Here is a 20,686-nt window from a genome sequence, read left to right as displayed (position 1 = left end):
CATGCCGTCGCACCGGCTGAGCCTCGGTGGCGCGCTGCTGCTCGCCGCCCTGGTGGTGAGCGGGTGTGACGGCTCGCGCGGCGCCGAGGGTTCGCAGCCGCGCCGCACCAGCAGCCCAGGGGGCTCGCCCGCCCCTCCCACGAGCAGCGCCACGCCCACCCCCACCACGTCCGCGGACGAGCCCGAGCCGCCGTACCAGGTCAGCGACGGGCGCCCCCGGCGGGCGACGATGACCATCCCCGCACTGGGACTGCGCCAGCTCCGCGTGGTGCCCTACCGCGGCGCCACCGACGACGCGCCCGGCACCGAGATCCAGAACCGCGGACACGCCGCCAGCCCGTTCGGCCCGCGCGGGGGAGTGGGACCGGGCGGCGTCGGCAACTACCAGGTCACCGCGCACCGCACCTCGTCCACCCGGGCCTTCGAGCGCCTGCCCGAGGTCCGCCGCGGCGACCGCGTGGTCGTCCGCGCCGGAGGGGTCGACTACGTCTACCGGATCACCGGCACCCGGGAGACGTCGTTCCGCTCGCCGAGGTCGCTGCGCGAGCAGCGCGCCGCCGTGCCGGGGCGCCCGGGCCTCACCGCGACCCGGGCGATGATCACGCTGTCGACCTGCGCGACGCAGGAGGACCACGCCGTGGGGAACTACTGGGCCGACGAGTTCGACAACCCCGAGCACCGCATCGACAAGATCGGCGTCCTGGTGCAGAGCCGCCGCCCGGGGTGAGCGAGTGGCGCTAACGTGCCGCGCATGGCCCCGCGCCCCGGCGACGTCGTCCCGCTGCGCGAGGCGACCCGCGCCTGGTTCCTGATCTCGCTGCAGACCTTCGGCGGCCCGGCCGGCCAGATCGCGGTGATGCAGCGCACGCTGGTGGAGGAGCGCCGGTGGATCGGCCAGCAGCGGTTCCTGTTCGCACTGTCCTACTGCACCCTGCTGCCCGGCCCCGAGGCCCAGCAGCTCGCGACGTACGTCGGCTGGCTGCTCAACGGCGTCCGCGGGGCCCTGGTCGCCGGGGCCCTGTTCGTGCTGCCGGGCGTCGTCGCGCTGTTGGGCCTCTCGGCCATCTACGTGGCCTACGGCGACACCTCGGTCGTGGAGGCGGTGTTCCTCGGGCTGGCGCCCGCCGTCGTCGCCATCGTGCTGCAGGCGGTCTTCCGGCTCGGCTCCAAGGGGCTCACCCACCCGGCGCTCGCGGCCGTGGCGGTGCTGGCCTTCGTGGCCCTGACGGTCTTCGGCGTGCCGTTCCCGCTGGTCGTGCTCGCCGGCGCGGTCATCGGCTGGGTCCTGGGACGCGTCGTGCCCGGGGTCGGCACGCCCAGGCCGGTCGCCGCCGACGAGGGGCCGGCACCGCTCATCAGCGACGACGCACTGCACACCGAGCGCCCCTCCGGTCGGCGGTCCGCGGCCGTGCTCACCGCAGGTGTGGTCCTGTGGACGCTGCCGGTCCTCGTGGCCGGGCTCCTGGCGGGTCGCGAGAGCGTCTACGTCGACCAGGGGCTCTTCTTCTCCGGCGCCGCCGTCGTGACCTTCGGCGGCGCCTACGCGGTCCTGGCCTACGTCGCCCAGCAGGCCGTGAGCGTCCACGGCTGGCTGGCCCCCGGCGAGATGGTCAAGGGCCTGGCGCTGGCCGAGACCACGCCGGGCCCGCTGATCATGGTCGTGCAGTTCGTCGCCTTCGTGGGTGCCTACCGCGACCCCGGCGGGGTGGACCCGTGGGCGGCGGCCGTGCTGGCGTCGCTGCTCACCACGTGGGTGACGTTCGTGCCGTGCTTCGTCTTCATCCTGCTTGGCGCTCCGTACGTCGAGCGGCTGCGCGGCAACAGGTCGCTCTCCTCGGCACTGACCGGCATCACCGCCGCCGTGGTCGGCGTGATCGCCAGCCTGGCGGTCTACTTCGCGGTCCACACGCTGTTCGCGGACACACGACGCGAGACCTCCGGTCCGTTGGCCCTCGACCTGCCCGTCCTCGCGTCGCTTCAGTGGTCCGCGGTGGCCATCGCGGCGCTCGGCTGCGTCCTGGTGATCGGCCGCAGGTGGTCGGTGCTGCCGACGCTGGCGGTGTGCACGGCGGCCGGGCTGATGTGGAGCCTGGCCACCGGTCGCCTGTGACCGACCACCCGCGCCGCCCCGATGCTGGGTGAGGGCCGCCGCACCGGGTAGGTCGCCGGCCCCGGTTCAGCCGTGGCCGGCCGGCACCGGGCCTGGGCTGGGTGTGGACTCGGCAGCACCCTCGACGTCCAGCCGCGGGAGTGCCCGCTCGAGCCACCGCGGCAGCCACCATGCCCGCGCGCCGAGCAGGCGCATGGCGGCCGGGACAGCCAGGCAGCGGATCACGAGGGCGTCGAGCAGCACGGCGACGGCCATGGCCAGCCCCATCTCTTGCAGCATCCGGTCGGGAGACAGGACGAACGACCCGAACACCATGACCATGATCGCCGCAGCCGCCGTGATCACCCCTCCGGTGTGCGCGATCCCCTCTCGGACCGCCGCGCGGGCGTCACCGGTGCGCAGCCACTCCTCGCGCATCCGCGAGATCAGGAAGACCTCGTAGTCCATCGACAACCCGAACACGATCGCGAAGACGAAGACCGGGAGGAACGCCTCGATCGGCCCGGGCTGAGCACCGAGGCTGCCGTCCTGGAAGACGAGCTTGAGCACGCCGAACGCGGCCCCGATCGAGAGCACGTTGAACACGGCCGCCTTGACCGGGATCCAGACCGAGCGGAAGACCAGGACCAGCAGCAGCCCGGACAGCACGATCACGACACCGACGAAGATCGGGAACCGCTCGGCCATCTCCGCCGAGAAGTCCACGTACGTCGCGGTCGCTCCACCGACCAGGCGCCCGTCCCCGAGGTCGTCGCGCAGGGTCGTGACCAGCTCGGCAGTCGCCTCGTCCTGTGGCCCGGTGGTCGGCTCCGCCCAAGTCAGGAACAGCCCGTCGCCGACGGGGGCGGGCGGGCTGACCCGGTCGGCGACGATACCGGGCGCGCGGCGCAGCGCCTCGGCAGTCGCCTGCGCCCGCGCCTGCGTCCCTTCGGTCAGGACGAGCATCCGTCCGTTGGCGCCTGGCCCGAACTCCTTGCTGATCAGCTCGTACGCCGCGCGTGAGGTCGTGCCTTCCTCGTCGGTTCCGGCGTCGCTGAACCCGAGTTGCATGCCCACGGCGGGGACCGCGAGCGCCGCCAGGGCGGAGACCGCCGACGCGAGCGCCAGCCACGGTCGGCGCTGGACCAGTGCGGCCCACCGCCGCCAGGACCTGCCGGACTCGCGCTTGCCCTTCACTGCGTGCTTTCGGATGCGCCTCTCGATCCGCGCCCCGAACAGCCCGAGCAGCGCCGGCAAGAGCGTCAGCGAGGCGAGCATCGTCGTCAGCACGGTCAGGGCGACAGCGGTCACCGAGCCCTCGTAGGCGTCCACGCCCAGGGTGAACAGACCGCCGAGCGCGATCATCACGCTGGCTCCCGCGAACAGCACCGAGCGACCGGCGGTGTCCAGTGCCGTACGCGTGGCCTGCGCCGGGTCGGCGCCGCTCAGCAGCTCACTGCGGTAGCGGGTGAAGATCAGCAGTGCGTAGTCGATGCCCACACCCAGACCGACCAGGGCCAGCATTGCGGTGGAGAAGTCCGGGATCGTCAGCACGTGCGAGAGCAGCGCCGCCACGCCGAACATCGACCCGACCGCGAGCAGCGCCGTGATGAGCGGGAGGCAGGCGGCGAGGACCGAGCCGAACATGAGGACCAGGATCACCAGCGCCGCCAGCAGCCCGACGCCCTCCGCCATGCCGCCGCCTCCGCTCTCCACCTGGCGGATGCCGTTGCCCGAGAGCTCCACCAGGGTCTGTTCGCCACGATGGGTCTCGGCGACGTCGATGAGGTCCTCGAAGGTCGTCCGCGGGGTGTCGCCCTGCGCCCCCTCCAGTGCGACCTCCACCAGCGCGGTGGTGCCGTCCTCGGAGACGGTGCCCAGCCCGGCCTCCGGGCCGGTGACCTCCTCGACGTGGTCGACGGCGCTGAGGTCCCCGGTCAGCGCAGCCTGGTCGAGACCCGCGTCCCACCCCCGTCGGTCGTGCACCACGACGGTGACGGCGTCGCCGGAACGGGCAGGTGCGTTCTCCTCCAGCAGCTCGGCCATCTCCTGGGACTGGGTGCCGGGCAGGGTGAAGTCGTTGTCGTAGCTCGAGCCGACCGCCTGCCCGGCGAACGTGGTCGCCCCCAGCACGGCGACCCAGACGAGCAGCGCGCTCCAGCGGTGGCGTTGGGCGAAGCTCGCCAACCGCTCCATTGCGCTGGGGGAGGGGCGGTCGGCGGTGATGGGCCGGTCGGACATGGGGATGCCTTTCGTCGGTCGTCGAGATCATCGATCGTCGCCGCGGCTCGGCGACGGTGTCGTCGGCCGAGAGTCGGCCGGCGGCACGGCGCGGAGCGGCCTTGCCGCGCTGGCGGCCTACGCTCCTCGACGTAGCCGGCCACGCTCCTGGGCGGAGCCGCGATCGGCCGGGGCCCTCTAGAGTCGGCTCATGCCGGGCACCAGCGGGCTCCGCCTGCCGCCACGAGTCGGTGACCTGCTCCTCGCCGCGTTCGTCACCGTCATGCAGGTACAAGGGACGGTCGTGCGCAACGACGGGGAGCCGGTCCTGCGCTCGCTGAGCGACCTGGGCGGCCTCGGCTACGTGCTGCTCGTGGCGAGCGGCGTCGCCCTCGTCGTACGGCGCCGCTGGCCGGTCCCGGTGTTCGTCGGCACCGCGCTGGCCAGCCTGGGCTACTACGTCCTCGACTTCCCCGACGGACCGGGCTGGCTGGCGCTGTTCGTCGCGACCTACACGCTCACCGAGCGTGGTGACGGGAGCCGGTCCCTGGTCCTGGCCGGTGTCGGTGCCACGGTGCTGGCACCGGTGTGGCTGGTGGCGGCCGCCGACGTCGAGCCGCGAGCGACCATCGGCTGGGTGTTCTTCCGGATCGGGGCGCTCGGGATGAGCGCGGCGCTGGGGGAATCGGTGCGGTCGCGCCGGGTGATCGCGGCGGAGGCGCTCGAGCGGGCCGAGCTGGCCGAGCAGACCCGTGAGGAGGAGGCCCGGGCGCGGGTGGGCGAGGAGAGGCTGCGGATCGCGCGCGACGTCCACGACACTGTGGCGCACGCGATCGCGGTGATCAACGTGCAGGCCGGCGTGACCGCCTACGTCCTGGATCGGCGCCCGGAGCAGGCACGCGCGACGCTCGAGGCGATCGAGCGCACCAGCTCAAGCGCCCTGGAGGAGATGCGCACCATCCTCGGCGTGCTGCGCGAAGACGGCGGGCGGACGCCCCAGCCGGGGCTCGAGCAGCTCGGCGATCTCGCAGCGCGGGCTCGGGACGCGGGGCTCGACGTCGCCGTCCACACCGCAGCTTCGGCGCTCGAGGTGCCCAGTGCGGTCGGCGGTGCCGTCTACCGGATCGTCCAGGAGTCGATCACCAACGTGATCCGCCACGTCGGGCCGACCCGGGTGAGCGTCGAGGTTGCCTTCGATGCGGACGGCGTCGCGGTCCGAGTGAGTGACGAGGGCCCGATGGAGGAGCGGGCAGTGTCGCGCGCCGGTGCTGCGTCCGTCCCCGGCCGCGGCTTGGTGGGCATGCGTGAGCGCTGTCAGCTCCTCGGGGGCGACCTGACTGCGTCGAGGACGACGACCGGCTTCGAGGTGGCGGCGTGGCTGCCCCTGAGCCACGGCGAGCCGGCCCCGGCATGAGCCTCGCGCCGCCACCGTCACCGGGCCCGGTCCGGGTCCTGCTCGTCGACGACGAGGCGCTGGTCCGTTCCGGGTTCCGGCTGCTGCTCGAGCTCGAGGAGGACATCGAGGTCGTCGGCGAGGCGACCAACGGCGAGGAGGCGGTGGAGCGGGCCCGCGCGACGCGGCCCGACGTCGTCCTCATGGACATCCGGATGCCGAGGCTCGACGGGATCCAAGCGACCCGTGAGATCGCCTCAACACCGGGGCTGCAGCACGTCCGAGTGCTGATCTTGACGACCTACGACACCGATTCCTACGTGTTCGACGCCCTGCAGGCCGGGGCCAGTGGGTTCCTGCTCAAGGACACGGGCCCGGCCGAGCTGCTCCACGCGATTCGGGTGATCGCCGTGGGGGAGGCGCTGCTCGCGCCGCGGATCACGCGTCGACTGATCGCGCAGTTCGCGACGCAGCGCACCTCGGCGGCGCGGGCCGAGGAGCGGCTCGCGGTGCTGACCCACCGCGAGTGCGAGGTGCTGGCGCTGGTGGGTCGGGGGTTGACCAACGAGGAGATCGGCGCCGCCCTGTTCCTGAGCCCTGCCACCGCCCGTACGCATGTCAGCCACGCGATGGGCAAGCTCGGTGCGCGGGACCGGGCGCAGCTGGTCGTGATCGCGTACCAGACCGGCCTGGTCGAGCCAGGCGATGGAGGAGTGGACGTGTGAGCCGTCAGAGCCCTCTTCTTCGCTCTACTTGACATAATGTCAGTTATCGGCGGTATCTCGGGTGGAGTGGAGAGGGGCGTGGCGCGCTGGCCGATTCGCACACAGGCGCTCGGCGGCTCGGCGGCCCGAGACGCAACGCAGACCACGGCGACCCCGCCCAACCGAGGCACTCAGTCCTTGGTGTTCGTCGCCTCGTGGGCCGCTTCACAGTCGCAGGGTCCGTCATGGCCGGGTTCGCGGCGACAGAAGAACCAGTACGGCTGGCCGGTCAGGTGCGGCGGGTGGAACCGGCGGTCGCAGTAGGTCTCACTCCAGTGGTCAGTGCCACGCTTCGCCATCAGATCGTCTCCTCAGACGCCTGCACCAGGTTGCCGGGCATCGGGAGGCCGTACTTCTCCGACAAGTACACCGTCTGGCTGTACCGAAGCGAGGTTTTCGCCAGTGAGCCCAGCACCGTGCTGTTGATCCCTGCGGCCGTGACGACAGCGAGCCCAGGCAATTTCGACACGACCTTGTCGATCGGAACGTGCTTGCCGCCGCCGACCTGCTTCATCAGGTTCTCCAACGCCGCCGCGATCCGATGGTCCTGACGGAACTTCTGGCTCCATCGCACCCGTCCAGCGCCCTCTCGGAAGGCGTTGTGTGCGCTGTTGATGGTTCCCGACTTGGGGGCCTGCGTCAGCCACGCCTTTCGTAGCATCCGGTCGAGGTGATGACGCTCCTCGTCGCTCGTCGGGTCAATCCCGTACGCGTGGGCTGCCTTGGTCGCAATCGCGGTCGACAACGCGTGCATGACGACCAGGTCAGCGGGGATGGCGGCGACCGATCCTGCGACGGGGATGAACGTGAGCGCACCCATGGCACCGCCCTCGACGGCCCCGACGGTCCGCCACCGTAGCGCCAGCGTGCGGGTGTAGCGGTCCAGTTCCTTCATGTCGATCCGGCGGAGGTCTTCGAGGCACCCGACTTCGTGTCCCTTGGAACGGTGATACCCGAAGACACTCTCGACGTTGTTGGCCTCCTGGACCCAGTCGGTGACGAGTTCGAGAAGGCCGACCACCGCCTTCACCGTCGGTTCCAGCGCACGGTCCAGCACAACACCACCCGCGTCCTTGACGGGCTGGGGTGTCACATCACTGACGAAGTCGCCGGTGGCGGAGGCAGCGTTCTTGACCTTGGCCGAGGTCCTCTCCAAGGCCTTCTTCGCCTTGGGCGGGAGTTCGCGCCGCTCGGACTTCTTCGCCCAGTACTTCTGCAGGTCGGCCCAGGCCCTCGCCTCGTAGGACGACATCTCGGTGACACCGGTACTCATGACACACACAGAACCACACCCATCCGACTCTGAGGCGAGGTTCGTTCGCATCCGCTGCCTGAGCGGGGCCACCTGAGGCGCTATTCCACGTTCTCGCCAGTTAGGAAGCGCATCGGTGACCTGCGCCAATCGGACCTCCCGTCGGAATACCGGCACGTGAGCGGACCGGCCGCGCTTTAGAGCCCGCACCCGATTCACGCTCAGGTCGGTCGCCAAAATTCGTGTGGTCTCGTACCGCGTCACCAGCACCCCGTGTGGAAACGTCCGTGTCACCCGAAAGCGGGAAGCCGACCCGTGATGACGCCCGATCCCGGCGGCACTGGTGCCCGCCCCGTGCCGATGAGGGCGGCATCAGGGTCGGTCCACGTGGTCGGCACAGGCTGGTCAGCCAGCGCCTCGACCGTCGCCCGAGCCAGCCTCAGAGCGCTGGCAGGCACAGGCCCGTCGGAGAGGAGGTCGAGCTGATGCACGACGACTTCGACGGCCCAGACCGTGAGGAAGTCGCCGGCCGTGAACACCTGCCCTTGCCATAGGTATCGCCTGTCTTGGCACGTCATGCAGCTGGGCGGTCGCCAAGGACGGTCGCGCGTACGCCGCGCTTCGTCGGCGCTGGGACATCAGCGTTGGCACCGGGTCGTCCGTTGCGTACTGGGTCGCGAAGGCGGACCAGTAGGTCGCGGCGTCGACAGTTGGCTCTGATTCACCCACTGAGACCAGTCCACCGAGCATCTCCTGCCATCCGGCCAGCACGTGCACCGCCACGTCCAGGCGGGTCCGCCCGTGACATCGAGAGACGTCGAGGAGGTCGTACTCGCTGAACGCGTCGACCGCCCGCACGAACGCCTTGATGGACTCTGTGCAGGCGGTGCGACCCTCGTCGAGGGCAACGGTCAGTCCCACAGACGCACCTTAGCCGTCAGGCTGTCCGAGCACCTTCCGGTGTGCGCGCTGAAGACGTCCACCGCAGCGACGCCGTCGCCGCCGAGCGAGCCGACTGCGACGAGCGAGGCGACCGCCACCTCGCGCGTCCGTACGCCGCCGACCATCCTGGCCCCGAGGACCCGGGCCATTCGGCGCAGATGGCCCTGCTCGTCAGGGCCGAACTCCCCTGTCCGTGCCGAGGTGCGCGTCCTAGCGTCGACGTACGCCCACGCCGCATTCCGTCGTGGGCAGGACCAGCCGAGCCGGACGACAGCGTGGAGGCCGCACCGTGTGCACTGCAACGAACTACACCGCCAAGGACCACTACTTCGGGCGCAACCTCGACCTGGAGTTCTCCTACCACGAGTCGGTCACCATCACTCCGCGCAACTACGAGTTCCCGTTCCGTCAGGTCGACGACCTGACGACCCATCACGCCATCATCGGGATGACGACCGTCTCCGACGGCTATCCCCTGTACTACGACGCGACCAACGAGAAGGGGCTGAGCATGGCGGGGCTGAACTTCCCCGGCAACGCCGACTACAAGCCCGAGACGCCGGGGAAGAACAACGTCACGCCGTTCGAGTTCATCCCGTGGATCCTCGGGCAGTTCGAGACGGTCGCCCAGGCCAGAGAGGCTCTGGACGAGATGGTGCTGGTCGACATCCCCTTCAGCCCGGAGTTCCCGCTCTCCCCCCTGCACTGGATCATCTCCGACCGCGAGGAGTCGATCACGGTCGAATCGGTCAAGGACGGGCTACGGGTCTACGACAACCCGGTGAACCTGTTGACCAACAACCCGACCTTCGACATCCAGCTGTTCAACCTCAACAACTACGTGAGCATGTCAACCACCGAGCCGGAGAACCACTTCTCCAAGGAGCTGCACTTCGACACCTACAGCCGAGGCCTGGGGGCGGTCGGTCTGCCCGGTGACCTCTCCTCGATGTCTCGGTTCGTCAAGGCGGCGTTCACGGCGATGAACTCGGTGTCCGGTGAGACCGAGTCCGAGGCCATCAGCCAGTTCTTCCACATCCTCGGCTCGGTCGAGCAGCAGCGGGGCTGCGTGGCGCTCGGGGACAAGTACGAGATCACCATCTACTCCTCGTGCTGCAACACCGACAAGGGCGTCTATTACTACAAGACCTACGAGAACAGCCAAGTCACGGCGATCGACATGCACCGCATCGACCTCGACTCCGACGCCCTCGCGACGTATCCGCTGGTGACCGGGCAGCAGATCCTGGAGCAGAACTAGCGGCGCTCGGGCGGGTCAGGGATCAGGAGGGTCAGGGGCCGACAGCTGAGTACCGATCCCCCACGCGGTAGGTCGCCACGCCCAGCGTGGAGTCGCTCTGGCCGTAGTAGGCGAACCACGTGTCCTTGAAGTGGACGAGTCCCTCGACGAACGTCACGTTGGAGACCAGGCCGTGCCGGTCCTCGTACGTCGAGGGCTCCAGCCAGGGACGCTTCATCTCGGCGAGGATCGTCCCGGGATCGGCCGGATCGAGCAGCAGCTGGCCGGCGGTGTAGCGCACGGTGCCGTCGTCGAACGCCACCGCCGCGTTGTGGATCAGCAGGATCAGGCCGTTGTCGGTCACGATCGGCGGGGGCCCCACCTCCACGAGGAAGTCTCCGAACGTCCCGGCCGGCGTGGGGACCATCACCGGCTCGTCCTGAGAGCACGGCTCCCAGTGCAGCAGGTCCTCGGACCAGGCGTAGTAGATCGACCCCTCCCCGAAGTACATGAGGTAGCGCCCGTCCACCGGCTCGGCCAGGATCCCGCCGGCCTTGCTCCACGGACCGGGCACGCCGTTGCCCTGTGGCAGGAAGGTGTTGAAGTCGGCGAACATCGCGCCGTGCTTGGTCCAGGTCACCAGGTCCGTCGACGTCGCCAGGCATAACCGGGCGTTGATCCGGTCCCATCCGGTGTAGGTGAGGTAGTAGGTGCCGTCCACCTCGGTGACGCGCGGATCCTCGGCGCCGTAGCGGTCGTAGTCCTCGCTCGGCGAGAGCACGGGCTCGGGGTGCCGCTCGAAGTGGAGGCCGTCGTCGCTGGTCGCCAGGCCGACGTGGGAGACGATGTCCTCGGCGTGGGCGCGGTAGAGCAGCGCGACCCGGCCGTCGCGCACCACCGCCGCGGGGTTGTAGACGCTGGCGGACTCCCAGCCGTCCCCCTGGGGACGCAGGATCGGGTTGCGCTCGTACGGCGTGAACGGGCCGAGCGGGAAGTGCGTGCTCATGTCTCACCTCGCAGGTCGACGGTACGGCGGTCCGGCGGAGGGCTCAGCGCACGACCAGGGCGAATCCCCCGGCCGGTACGACGACCCGCACCGCCCGCGCCCGGGTCCACCGCAGGGCCACGAGCCCGCCGCGGCGGTCGTAGGAGCGCACCACCGCACGGCCGCGACCCGCCACGCGGACCACGACGCGCTCAGGGCGGCGCGAGACGCTGGACAACAGGGCGGTGCCGTGGGCCCGGCTGCGCAGCACCAGCCTGGACACGACCGGCACGACCATGACGGCGTCCAGCCTGGCGGGGGCGCCGTCGGTCGCCGTCCTGGCGGTCAGCCGGGTAGCGCCGGCGGACAGCAGGCGCGGCATGGTCACCGGCAGGAGCGCGCCGGGGGCCGGTGAGGCGCCCTGGCGTCCGACCCGGCCGGAGTGGGCCTTGCCGAGCACCGTCCGGCCGGCGCGAAGCGTGGTCACCGCGTCGCTACCGCGCCGCAGGTCGAGCACCGGCAGCACCAGCGACCGGCCGAGACGCCGTACGTCGAAGCGTGCCGTGCCGCCGTCGCCGAGCGCGGCGTAGCCCGTGCCACCGTAGAGCGACTCCCCGGTCCACAGTGACTCGGGGGTCCGCACCGTCGCGTCCCCCGTCAGTGACGCGTCCTCCGCCTCCAGCGTGCGAGTCCCGCGTCGCCCGGTGATCGTCGCGACCCGGGCGGCCGCCCGGATCCGCGGGTGCGCGTCGAGCGCGATCATCGACAGCAGGCCGTGGATCGTGGACTCGGCCCCGGAGTTGCGGTTGATCTCGCCGGTGGCCGAGATGCCGTCGAAGGTGCGCCCCGTGGCCGGGTCGTACATCCGCTCACCCGCCGGGTTGGCCCCGAAGTACCAGGCCGCGACGACGCCGGCCAGGTCGCCCGCGGCTCGCCGTCCGGTGGCGTCGCGCGTCGCGAGCAGCGACTGCAGTCGCGAGTCTGCTCCGTAGGCGATCTGGGAGGCGTCGCCGCGGGTGGGCATCCGCCCGTTGTCGGGGCCGCCGGAGGTGAGCAGCCAGGGGTCGAAGCCGAACGAGTCGGAGGCCGCGACCCTGGCGAGCCTCGGGTCTTCCAGCGCCCGAGAGGCACGGGCCAGGGCGGCCGGCATCTGGGAGCCCCAGGCGTGCCAGAGCGAGCGGGACAGCGCCCAGGGGCGGACGCCGCCGAACGGCCAGGTCCGGGCGTCTCCCCCGCGCAGCATGGCGACCCCCTCGGCGAGCTTGGCCAGGGCGGCGCGGGCGCGGCCCGCTCGGGCGCGTCCCACCGCCTCGACGTACGCCGCGAGCCCGAGCACGGCCTCGGCGCTGGCGTCGGCTCCGTCGGCGATCAGCCAGGCCGGGGCGCGCTGCCCGTCGACGACCAGGCGGTCGCCGTAGCGGTCGAGCACCTGACGCCGCACTGCGTCGACCGAGAGCAGCAGTCGTCGGCGCAGGAACGCCGCGAACGCACGGTCCTCGCCGGCGAAGGCGGCGTACCCCTCCCCCAGCGCCCAGATCGTCCGGGCCACCCAGTACGACGCGTCGCTGTCGGAGGGGTCCGGGAGCTCGACCGGCTCGGCGCTCGGGTTGAGGGTGCCGTCGGGCTGCATCCACAAGACGACGTTGCCGGCGTCGGGGCCGCTGGCGGTCTGCAGGTAGGTGAGGCCGCGCAGCATCGCGTAGGCACGGTCGCGGCTGTCGTCGTCGCCGGTCTGTCGCCAGTGGCGCAGGTAGACGACCGCTGCGCGGCTGACATCGTCGGCGTTGAACGCGCCCTGCCCCCAGGTGTCGGTGGCCGCGTCGTAGTCACCGCCGCCGACGTGGCGGTAGCCGCCGTCGCCGTTGGGCTCGGCGTAGGTCCACAGGACGCCGACCTCCGGCTCCTTTGCGAGGCGGTACGTCGTGTGTCGCGGCTGGGCGGGCGGCGCCACCTTCACGCTCAGCCAGTCGAGGTGGTCGAGGTTGGTCAGCCGCGTCGCCGCAGGCCGGGCGACGGGTGCCGCCTCGGCCGAGGCCGGCGGCACCGCAGCGAGGGTGGCCAGCGTGGCGATCGCCGCCAGGGCCGCGGAGGCCTTCGTCGGTGTGGTCATCGTGACTCCTCGCGGGTCGGTCGTGCGTCGGGGCTCACCCCTTGACCCCCGACCCGAGGTCGGAGGAGGTGAACCGCTTCTGGAAGGCGACGAACAGGGCGACCGCGGGTGCCGCCAACACGACGGAGCCGGCGAGGATCGCGCCGTAGGGGTTGGCCGCGCGGCCGGCGACGTTGCTGATGTAGTTGGCCAGGGACACCGCCAGCGGCTGCATGCCGGTGTCCTTGGTGACCAGGAACGGCCACAGGAACTCGTTCCAGGGGCCGATGAAGGTGAGCAGGACCGCCGTGACCAGGGCGGGCCGGACCAGCGGGAGGGCGACCGACCATAGGATGCGCAGCTCGCTGGCGCCGTCCAGGCGTGCCGCGGAGAACAGGTCCTCGGGCAGTTGGCGGAAGAACTGGCGGAAGATGAACACCGCGGTGGAGTTGATCGCGAACGGCAGGATCATCCCCAGGTAGCTGTCGGCCAGCCCGTAGTTGCGCACGATCATCACGTAGATCGGGATGATCAGCAGCTGGAACGGGATGATCTGCACCATGAGCATCGTCGCGAACAGCGTGCCCTGCCCGCGGAACTCGAGGCGGGCCAGGGCGTAGCCGGCCAGGACGCCGAACACGACCGTGCCGAGCAGCACCCCGCCGGTGAAGATGCCGGAGTTGACCAGCGACTGCACGAGGTCGACCCGCTCGTTGATCTGGGTGTAGTTGTCCAGGGTGAAGCCCCCGGTGGGGAACGCGCCCCCGAGCGAGGTGTCGGGCTCCTTCTGCAGGGACCCGACCACCATGTAGTAGAAGGGGAAGAGGAAGACCAGCGCGCCGGCGTAGAGGACCAGGTGGCGTAGGACCCTCCTCCCCCGGCTCCGCTCGCCGGTCGCCCCGGTGGCTCGAGTTGCGGACGGTACGTCTGCGTGGGCCACGTCAGTCCCTCTCCAGCAGGCGGCGGTTCACGAGCGAGATCACCAGCACGAGGATCACCAGGATCACGCCGATCGCGGCCGCCGTGTCCGGGTTGCCCTGCTCGATCCCGCGCTGGTACATCAGCAGCACCGGGGAGGTGGACGCCCCGTTGGGTCCGCCGCCGTTGGTGAGCAGGTAGGGCTCGGTGAAGAGGTTGGCGCCGGTGATCGTCGCCAGGATCACCACCAGCAGCGTGGCCGGCCGCACCCCCGGCACGGTGACGTGCAGGAACGAGCGGAACCTCGACGCGCCGTCGGTGGACGCCGACTCGTAGAGCTCCTTCGGGACGTTCTGCAGCGCGGCGAGGTAGAGCAGGATGAAGAACCCCAGCTGCTTCCAGGTGACGAAGAGCGCGATGACCGGCATCGCCAGCGTGCTGTTGACCAGCCAGGAGGGGTCCGGAGCCAGCGGCCCCAGAATCTGGTTGACCATCCCGTCGCTGCTGAACAGGAAGAGCCAGACCGCCACCAGCGCCACGCTGGCGGCGACGTAGGGGACGTAGTAGGCCACCCGCAGGAACGTGCGCCCCCGGATCGCGCCGTTGAGCGCGGTGGCGAGGACCAGCGCCAGCACCACCGTCAGCGGCACGTTGATGACCAGGAAGACGCCGACGTTGACCAGCGACTCGCGCACGTCCGGGTCGGAGAGCACCGTGCGGTAGTTGTCGAGACCGACGAACGGCCGCTCCACCTCGGCCCCCGGCGCGGCGAAGAAGTAGTCGTGGAAGCTGATCCACACCGCGAGGCACAGCGGCCAGGCGAAGACGAGGGCGAGGAACACGGCGTACGGCGCCGCCAGCACGATCCCCACGGGGTGGCGCCCCACGAGGCTGGCGACCCAGGAGGGCGCCGCCTTCGACGGACGCGTCGCCCTCGACGGGGGCGGTGCCTCGGGCGGCGCCTGCAGCGTGCTCACGCGGCTCGCCTAGCCCTGTCCGGCCAGGTCCGTGACCTCGCCGGCGGCTCCGCCCAGTGCGTCGTCGACCGGCTCCTCGGCGAAGATCACCGACGAGCTGTAGGCGTCTCGGAAGGCCTGCCAGATCTCAATGGAGTTGGGCACGTTCGGCACCTCGACGGTGCGGGATGCCTGGTCGGCGAAGGCCTCGTACTCGGGGTGCTCCGCGAAGTACTCCGGGTAGGTGCCGGCCAGGTCCTCGCGCATCGGCATCTGTCCGGTCGTCTCCAGGAGCGCCCCGTCCTGCTCCTCGCTGGTCGCGAACTCGAGCACGTCGTAGGCGGTGCCCTGGTTCTCGCAGGCCGAGTACAGGGCGATGTTCTTGGCGTCGGAGAACGTGTAGGTCTCCTCGGCGGGTGTGCCCTGGGAGGTCGGGACGGGCACGGCGCCCCAGTCCACCGACTCCCCGTAGACCGCGATGGCCCACGGCCCGACGATGGACATCGCGGCCTTGCCGTCCGCGAAAGCGTCGCCGTTGTAGACCTCCTGCTGGGCCAGCCCGTCCTCGTACATCGTGGCCCAGAAGTCGGCCACGGCCTGACCCTCCTCGGACTCGAAGGTGGCCTGGTCGTCCTCGACCAGCTGCGCGCCGCCGGTCTCGGCGGCGTAGAGCGGGTAGAAGTCGAACCACGACTGGAAGAACTCGCTCGTGGGTGCCGGCCAGATGGCCGCCTGGGCGGCGCCGCTTTCGACGATCTTCCTGCTGGTGGCGAGGAACTCGTCGTAGGTCGCGAGCGGCGGGTCCTCCGGGTCGACGCCCGCCTTCTTCATCAGGGCCTTGTTGTAGAAGATCATGACCGGGTTGGCCTTCCACGGGATCTGGTAGAACTGCCCGTCCGGCGACTGGTACTGCTCGGCGACCTCCCCCGACCGCTCCTCGACGTAGTCGGCTCCGCCGTCGAAGGCATCGAGTGCCACCAGCCCGCCCTGCTTCTGGAACTGCGGCACGGCCGCGGGCGAGGTGTTGAAGACCAGGCACGGCGCGTTGCCGGCGGTGATCGCGGCGCCGATGACCTCCTCGGAGCTCTGGCCGGCAGGGACCTCCTGGGCCTCGATCTCCTCGTCGGGGTGCGCGTCGTTCCAGGCCTTCACCATCGCCTCGCCCCAGGCGATCTCCTCGGGGTTGTTCGAGAGCCAGACCTTGATCGGGCCGCGGTCGTCGTTGCCCGAGGACCCCTCCCCGTCTCCCCCGCACGCCGCCACCGTGAGCGCCAGCGCACCGAGCGTCGCCGCCATCGTCTTCGTCTTCATGGTCTCTCCTTGGTCGAGCTGTCGGGTACGTCGTGCGGCGCCGGTCCGGTGGAGCCCCGCACCACCAGGCGGGGTGTGCTGAGGACGGGCTCGGTGGGCCGGCGCTGCTCGACCAGGTCGAGCAGCCGGGTGGCGGCCGCGCGGCCCCAGCCGGTGACGTCGGTCGTGACGGTCGTGAGGGGCGGTTGCAGGTAGGCGGCGAGCTCGGTGTCGTCGTACCCGGCGATCGAGAGCCGTCCGGGCACGTCGATGCCGCGGGCGACCGCCACGGCCAGGCCGGCCATCGCCATCAGGTCGTTGGCGTAGACCACCGCGGTGGGCGGCTCGGCGAGGTCCAGCAGGGACGTCGTCGCGGCGGCGCCGCCCTCGGCGGAGAAGTCCGACTCGACGAACGGCCCCGGAGCCAGGCCGGCGTCTGCGAGGGCGGCCGCCCACGCGTCGCGGCGGGACCGGCCGTGGACCATGACCGCGGGTCCGCCGACGTGGGCGATGTGCGTGTGGCCCAGCGACACCAGGTGCTCCACGACCGCTGCGATTCCGGGGCCGTCGTCGACCCCGACCGCGGGCCACAGCCCCTCCCCCAGGTCGGGGCCGACGACCACCGCCGGAAGATCCACCTCGGCGAGCAGCGCCGGGCGGGTGTCGTCGACGTGGAGGTCGGTGAGCAGGACGCCGTCGACGCGCCCCTGCTCGGCGAGGCGCCGGTAGGAGGCGTGGCCCTCGTCGTCCTCGGGGACCAGCTGCAGCAGCAGCGCGTAGCCGCTCTCGGCCAGCACGCTCTCCACCCCGGCGATGAAGGAGGGGAAGAACGGGTCCGCGCGCAGCGTCTCCGGGGGCCGGGCGATCACCATCCCCACCGCGAGCGCCCGGGACACCGAGAGCGCCCTCGCCCGCGAGCTCGGCGTCCAGCCCATCGCACGAGCGGTCTCCAGGATCCGCTCCCGGGTCTCCGGAGCGATCCCGGGGCGGTCGTTGAACGCGAACGACACCGCGCCCTTCGACACGCCGGCCTTGCGGGCGACGTCGTTGATGGTGGGACGAGGTGTCACGCACGTCACTAAACCGGTTTAGGACGGGCCGGTCAAGGGTGGACGGGGAGGCTTTGCCCCCACGGGAAATCGGCTTGTGCCGCCCGCCTGGGCCGCCTAGCGTCCACGAGATGACGCCAGAGTTGCATGCGCTCACCTTCGACGCCGACGACCCGGCGGCGCTGGCCACCTTCTGGGCCGCATTCCTCGGATGGGAGACCACCAACGATCCCGACGACCCCGAGGCGCTCGCGTTGCTGCCCGACGACGACACCGGCTTCCGCCTCCGCTTCCAGCCGGCCGACCGGCCCAAGTCCGTCCCCAACCAGATGCACTTCGACCTGACCAGCACGTCGCTCGAGGACCAGGACCGCACCGTGGCGCGCGCCCTCGCCCTCGGCGCCCGCCGCCTCGACATCGGGCAGGGCCCCGATGCCACGCATGTGGTGCTCGGCGACCCCGAGGGCAACGAGTTCGACGTGATCGAGCCGGGCAACAGCTTCCTCGCCGACGGCGGGTTCATCGGCGCGCTCGCCAGCGACGGCACCCAGGAGGTCGGCTACTTCTGGAGCCGGGCGCTGGACTGGCCGCTGGTCTGGGACCAGGACCAGGAGACCGCCATCCGCTCACCCCGGGGCGGCCCCAAGATCACCTGGGGCGGTCCCCCCATCGACCCGAGGCCCGGCAAGAACCGGCTGCACTTCGACCTGGTCCCGCCTCCCGGCGGTGACCAGCACGCGGCCGTCGACCGGCTGCTCTCGCTGGGTGCCACCCGCATCGACATAGGGCAGGGAGACGTCGACTGGGTGGTGATGGCCGATCCCGACGGCAACGAGTTCTGCGTCAAGGCGCCGCGCTGACAGGCCGCGGAGGTGCCGTCGAGGCGTCCGCCTGCGGCGCGGCGCCGCAGGGCCACGAAAGCCTGCGGTTTGGTCACAAACCGCAGGCTGGCACCCGTCGAACCTGTGGTTTGTGACCAAACCGCACGTTCCCGAAGGTCCGGTTACGCCGAACGGTGTCGCGGCACCCTCGTGGCGCTGCCCGAGCCCGGGCGCGGTCGTCTACCGCCGGGTGATGATCGACCGGCCGCTGGCCGCCACGCGGCCCCCCGGCTCGTCGAGACGGTGCTTGGCCCGCCGGCCTAGGCCCCGACGTACGCCGCCAGGTGCTCGCCGGTGAGCGTCGAGCGCCCGGCGACCAGGTCCACCGGGGCGCCCTCGAAGACGACCGTGCCCCCGTCGTGGCCCGCGCCGGGTCCCAGGTCGATGATCCAGTCTGCGTGCGCCATCACGGCCTGGTGGTGCTCGATCACGATCACCGACTTGCCGGAGTCGACGAGCCGGTCGAGCAGGCCGAGCAGGTTCGCGACGTCGGCGAGGTGCAGGCCGGTGGTGGGCTCGTCGAGGACGTAGACATCGCCCCTCTCGGCCATCTGCGTGGCCAGCTTCAGACGTTGCCGCTCGCCGCCGGAGAGGGTCGTGAGCGGCTGCCCGAGTTTGAGATAGCCCAGGCCGACGTCCTCGAGCCGCTCCAGGACCTTGTGGGCCGCCGGGGTCTTGGCCTCGCCGTCGGCGAAGAATTCCTCGGCCTCGGCCACCGACATCGCCAGGACGTCGGCGATGTTCCTCCCGCCCAGCGTGTACTCGAGCACGGCGGCCTGGAAGCGTCTGCCCTCGCACTCCTCGCATGGCGACTCGACGGTCGCCATGACGCCGAGCTCGGTGAAGATCACGCCGGCGCCGTTGCAGGTCTGGCAGGCGCCCTCGGAGTTGGAGCTGAAGAGGGCGGGCTTGACGCCGTTCGCCTTCGCGAAGGCCTTGCGGATCGGCTCCAGCAGTCCGGTGTACGTCGCCGGGTTGCTGCGACGTGAGCCCTTGATCGCGCCCTGGTCGATCACCACGACGCCCTCGCGCTGCGCGACCGAGCCGTGGATCAGCGAGCTCTTGCCCGACCCGGCGACGCCCGTGACCACGCACAGCACGCCGAGCGGCACGTCGACGTCGACGTCGCGCAGGTTGTGGGTGGCGGCACCCCGGACCTCCAGGGCCCCGGTGGGCTCACGCACCCCCTCCTTGAGCACTGCCCGGTCGTCCAGGTGCCGGCCGGTGACGGTGTCACTGGTCCGCAGTCCCTCCACGCTCCCTTCGAAGCACACCTCGCCGCCGCCGGAGCCTGCTCCCGGTCCCAGGTCGACGACGTGGTCGGCGATGGCGATCGTCTCCGGCTTGTGCTCGACCACGAGCACGGTGTTGCCCTTGTCGCGCAGCTGGAGCAGCAGCTGGTTCATCCGCTCGATGTCGTGGGGGTGCAGACCGATGGTCGGCTCGTCGAAGACGTAGGTGACGTCGGTGAGGGACGACCCGAGGTGCCGGATCATCTTGGTGCGCTGGGCCTCTCCCCCCGACAGCGTGCCGGCGGGCCGGTCGAGCGAGAGGTAGCCCAGCCCGATCTCGGTGAACGAGTCGAGCAGGTGGCGCAGCCCCTTCAGCAGCGGTGCGACCGACGGCTCGTCGAGCGCGCTTACCCAGGGGGCCAGGTCGCTGATCTGCATCCGGCAGAGGTCCGCGATGCTCTTGCCCTGGATCTTGGACCGCAACACCTCCTTGGTCAGCCGCGTGCCCTCGCACTCGGGGCAGGTCTGGAACGTGACGGCCCGCTCGACGAAGCGCCGCACGTGCGGCTGCATGGCCTCGGGGTCCTTGGACAGCATCGACTTCTGGATCCTGGGGATGATCCCCTCGTGGGTCAGGTTGACGCCCTCGACCTTGATCTTGGTCGGCTCGGCGTAGAGCAACGTGTCGAGCTGCTTCTTGGTGAACTTCACGATCGGCTTGTCCATCGGCAGCCCGGCGCCCTCGAAGAGGCGCCCGTACCACCCGTCCATCGAGTAGCCGGGGATCGTCAGTGCCCCCTGACTCAGCGACTGGGACTCGTCGTAGAGCGCGGTGAGGTCGATGTCGCTGACGTGGCCCATGCCCTCGCACCGAGGGCACATGCCGCCGAGGTAGACCTCGTCCTTGACGACGCTCTTCTCCACCCGTCCGCCCTTGTCCGTGCTCATCACCCCGCTGGCCTTGCGGGTCGGCACGTTGAACGAGTACGCCGTCGGCGGACCGACGTACGGCCTGCCCAGGCGGCTGAAAAGGATGCGCAGCATGGCGTTGGCGTCGGTCGCGGTGCCGACGGTGGAGCGGGGGTTGGCACCCATGCGCTCCTGGTCGACGATGATCGCCGTCGTCAGGCCCTCGAGCAGGTCGACCTCCGGGCGGGTCAGCGTCGGCATGAAGCCCTGCAGGAACGCGCTGTAGGTCTCGTTGATCATCCGCTGGGACTCGGCCGCGATGGTCGCGAACACCAGCGAGCTCTTGCCGGAGCCGGAGACACCGGTGAACACCGTCAGTCGGCGCTTGGGGAGCTCCACGCTGAGGTCACGCAGGTTGTTGACCCGCGCGCCCTCCACGCGGATGAGGTCGTGACGGTCGGCGGGGTGGGTGCTCAT

General features: G+C 70.9%; 15 protein-coding genes. 6 read left to right on the top strand and 9 right to left on the bottom strand.

Features of this window, described 5'->3' with window-relative positions:
* Window position 1 precedes the first annotated feature (1 nt).
* Both LRP67_RS14840 and chrA read left to right on the top strand, forming a co-directional pair.
* Window positions 2-727: a sortase domain-bontaining protein gene (locus LRP67_RS14840; protein WP_231270933.1), complete on the top strand. Its 726-nt coding sequence runs from the start codon at window positions 2-4 to the stop codon at window positions 725-727.
* 24 nt (window positions 728-751) lie between these two features.
* The gene (gene chrA, locus LRP67_RS14835; RefSeq protein ID WP_231270932.1) at window positions 752-2,110 is read left to right on the top strand and encodes a chromate efflux transporter; all 1,359 of its coding nucleotides are present in this window, start codon (window positions 752-754) and stop codon (window positions 2,108-2,110) included.
* A 66-nt stretch (window positions 2,111-2,176) separates the two neighbouring features.
* Here chrA and LRP67_RS14830 read toward each other — a convergent pair whose 3' ends face one another.
* Window positions 2,177-4,330, bottom strand: coding sequence for an MMPL family transporter (locus LRP67_RS14830; protein WP_231270931.1), 2,154 nt, complete (start codon window positions 4,328-4,330; stop codon window positions 2,177-2,179).
* Between the two features lie 190 nt (window positions 4,331-4,520).
* Here LRP67_RS14830 and LRP67_RS14825 point away from each other — a divergent pair, with 190 nt between their 5' ends.
* A complete protein-coding gene (locus LRP67_RS14825) occupies window positions 4,521-5,723 on the top strand; it encodes a sensor histidine kinase (protein WP_231270930.1) in 1,203 nt (400 codons plus the stop codon).
* Window positions 5,720-6,427, top strand: coding sequence for a response regulator transcription factor (locus tag LRP67_RS14820; protein WP_231270929.1), 708 nt, complete (start codon window positions 5,720-5,722; stop codon window positions 6,425-6,427). Before LRP67_RS14825 ends, LRP67_RS14820 begins: the two co-directional genes overlap by 4 nt.
* 337 nt (window positions 6,428-6,764) lie before the next feature.
* On the opposite strand, the gene LRP67_RS14815 is transcribed toward LRP67_RS14820, so the two are convergent.
* Window positions 6,765-7,739 carry an EcsC family protein gene (locus LRP67_RS14815; protein WP_231270928.1) on the bottom strand — a complete coding sequence of 325 codons (975 nt, stop codon included), beginning with the start codon at window positions 7,737-7,739 and terminating at the stop codon, window positions 6,765-6,767.
* A 1,210-nt stretch (window positions 7,740-8,949) separates the two neighbouring features.
* On the opposite strand from LRP67_RS14815, the gene bsh reads away from it, so the two are divergent.
* Window positions 8,950-9,921 (top strand): choloylglycine hydrolase, encoded by a 972-nt coding sequence (gene bsh, locus LRP67_RS14810; RefSeq protein ID WP_231270927.1) that lies wholly within the window; start codon window positions 8,950-8,952, stop codon window positions 9,919-9,921.
* 31 nt (window positions 9,922-9,952) lie between these two features.
* On the opposite strand, the gene LRP67_RS14805 is transcribed toward bsh, so the two are convergent.
* Genes LRP67_RS14805 through LRP67_RS14780 form a run of 6 tightly spaced genes read right to left on the bottom strand, consistent with a single transcriptional unit; the run spans window position 9,953 to window position 17,208 of the window.
* Complete coding sequence (locus tag LRP67_RS14805) at window positions 9,953-10,906, bottom strand: glycoside hydrolase family 130 protein (protein ID WP_231270926.1); 954 nt, start codon at window positions 10,904-10,906, stop codon at window positions 9,953-9,955.
* A 43-nt stretch (window positions 10,907-10,949) separates the two neighbouring features.
* Window positions 10,950-12,995 (bottom strand): hypothetical protein, encoded by a 2,046-nt coding sequence (locus tag LRP67_RS14800; RefSeq protein WP_231270925.1) that lies wholly within the window; start codon window positions 12,993-12,995, stop codon window positions 10,950-10,952.
* Window positions 12,996-13,029: 34 nt separating this feature from the next.
* Window positions 13,030-13,914, bottom strand: a complete 885-nt coding sequence (locus tag LRP67_RS14795) for a carbohydrate ABC transporter permease (protein ID WP_231270924.1) — start codon at window positions 13,912-13,914, stop codon at window positions 13,030-13,032.
* 1 nt (window position 13,915) lies between these two features.
* The gene (locus LRP67_RS14790; RefSeq protein WP_231270923.1) at window positions 13,916-14,869 is read right to left on the bottom strand and encodes a carbohydrate ABC transporter permease; all 954 of its coding nucleotides are present in this window, start codon (window positions 14,867-14,869) and stop codon (window positions 13,916-13,918) included.
* A gap of 9 nt (window positions 14,870-14,878) precedes the next feature.
* Window positions 14,879-16,159 (bottom strand): extracellular solute-binding protein, encoded by a 1,281-nt coding sequence (locus LRP67_RS14785; protein ID WP_231270922.1) that lies wholly within the window; start codon window positions 16,157-16,159, stop codon window positions 14,879-14,881.
* Window positions 16,156-17,208 (bottom strand): LacI family DNA-binding transcriptional regulator, encoded by a 1,053-nt coding sequence (locus tag LRP67_RS14780; RefSeq protein ID WP_231270921.1) that lies wholly within the window; start codon window positions 17,206-17,208, stop codon window positions 16,156-16,158. The genes LRP67_RS14785 and LRP67_RS14780 overlap by 4 nt, the downstream gene beginning before the upstream one ends.
* Window positions 17,209-17,318: 110 nt before the next feature.
* Here LRP67_RS14780 and LRP67_RS14775 point away from each other — a divergent pair, with 110 nt between their 5' ends.
* The gene (locus LRP67_RS14775; protein ID WP_231270920.1) at window positions 17,319-18,047 is read left to right on the top strand and encodes a VOC family protein; all 729 of its coding nucleotides are present in this window, start codon (window positions 17,319-17,321) and stop codon (window positions 18,045-18,047) included.
* Window positions 18,048-18,328: 281 nt separating this feature from the next.
* Here the strand turns inward: LRP67_RS14775 and LRP67_RS14770 are convergent, their stop codons facing one another.
* Window positions 18,329-20,686 (bottom strand): excinuclease ABC subunit UvrA, encoded by a 2,358-nt coding sequence (locus LRP67_RS14770; protein WP_231270919.1) that lies wholly within the window; start codon window positions 20,684-20,686, stop codon window positions 18,329-18,331.

Origin of the sequence: Nocardioides sp. cx-169, assembly GCF_021083605.1 — a bacterium.
In the GTDB taxonomy this organism is placed as follows: domain Bacteria; phylum Actinomycetota; class Actinomycetes; order Propionibacteriales; family Nocardioidaceae; genus Nocardioides.
The sequence above is the reverse complement of the archived record's forward strand: the minus strand, read 5'-3'. Positions and strand labels throughout refer to the sequence as shown.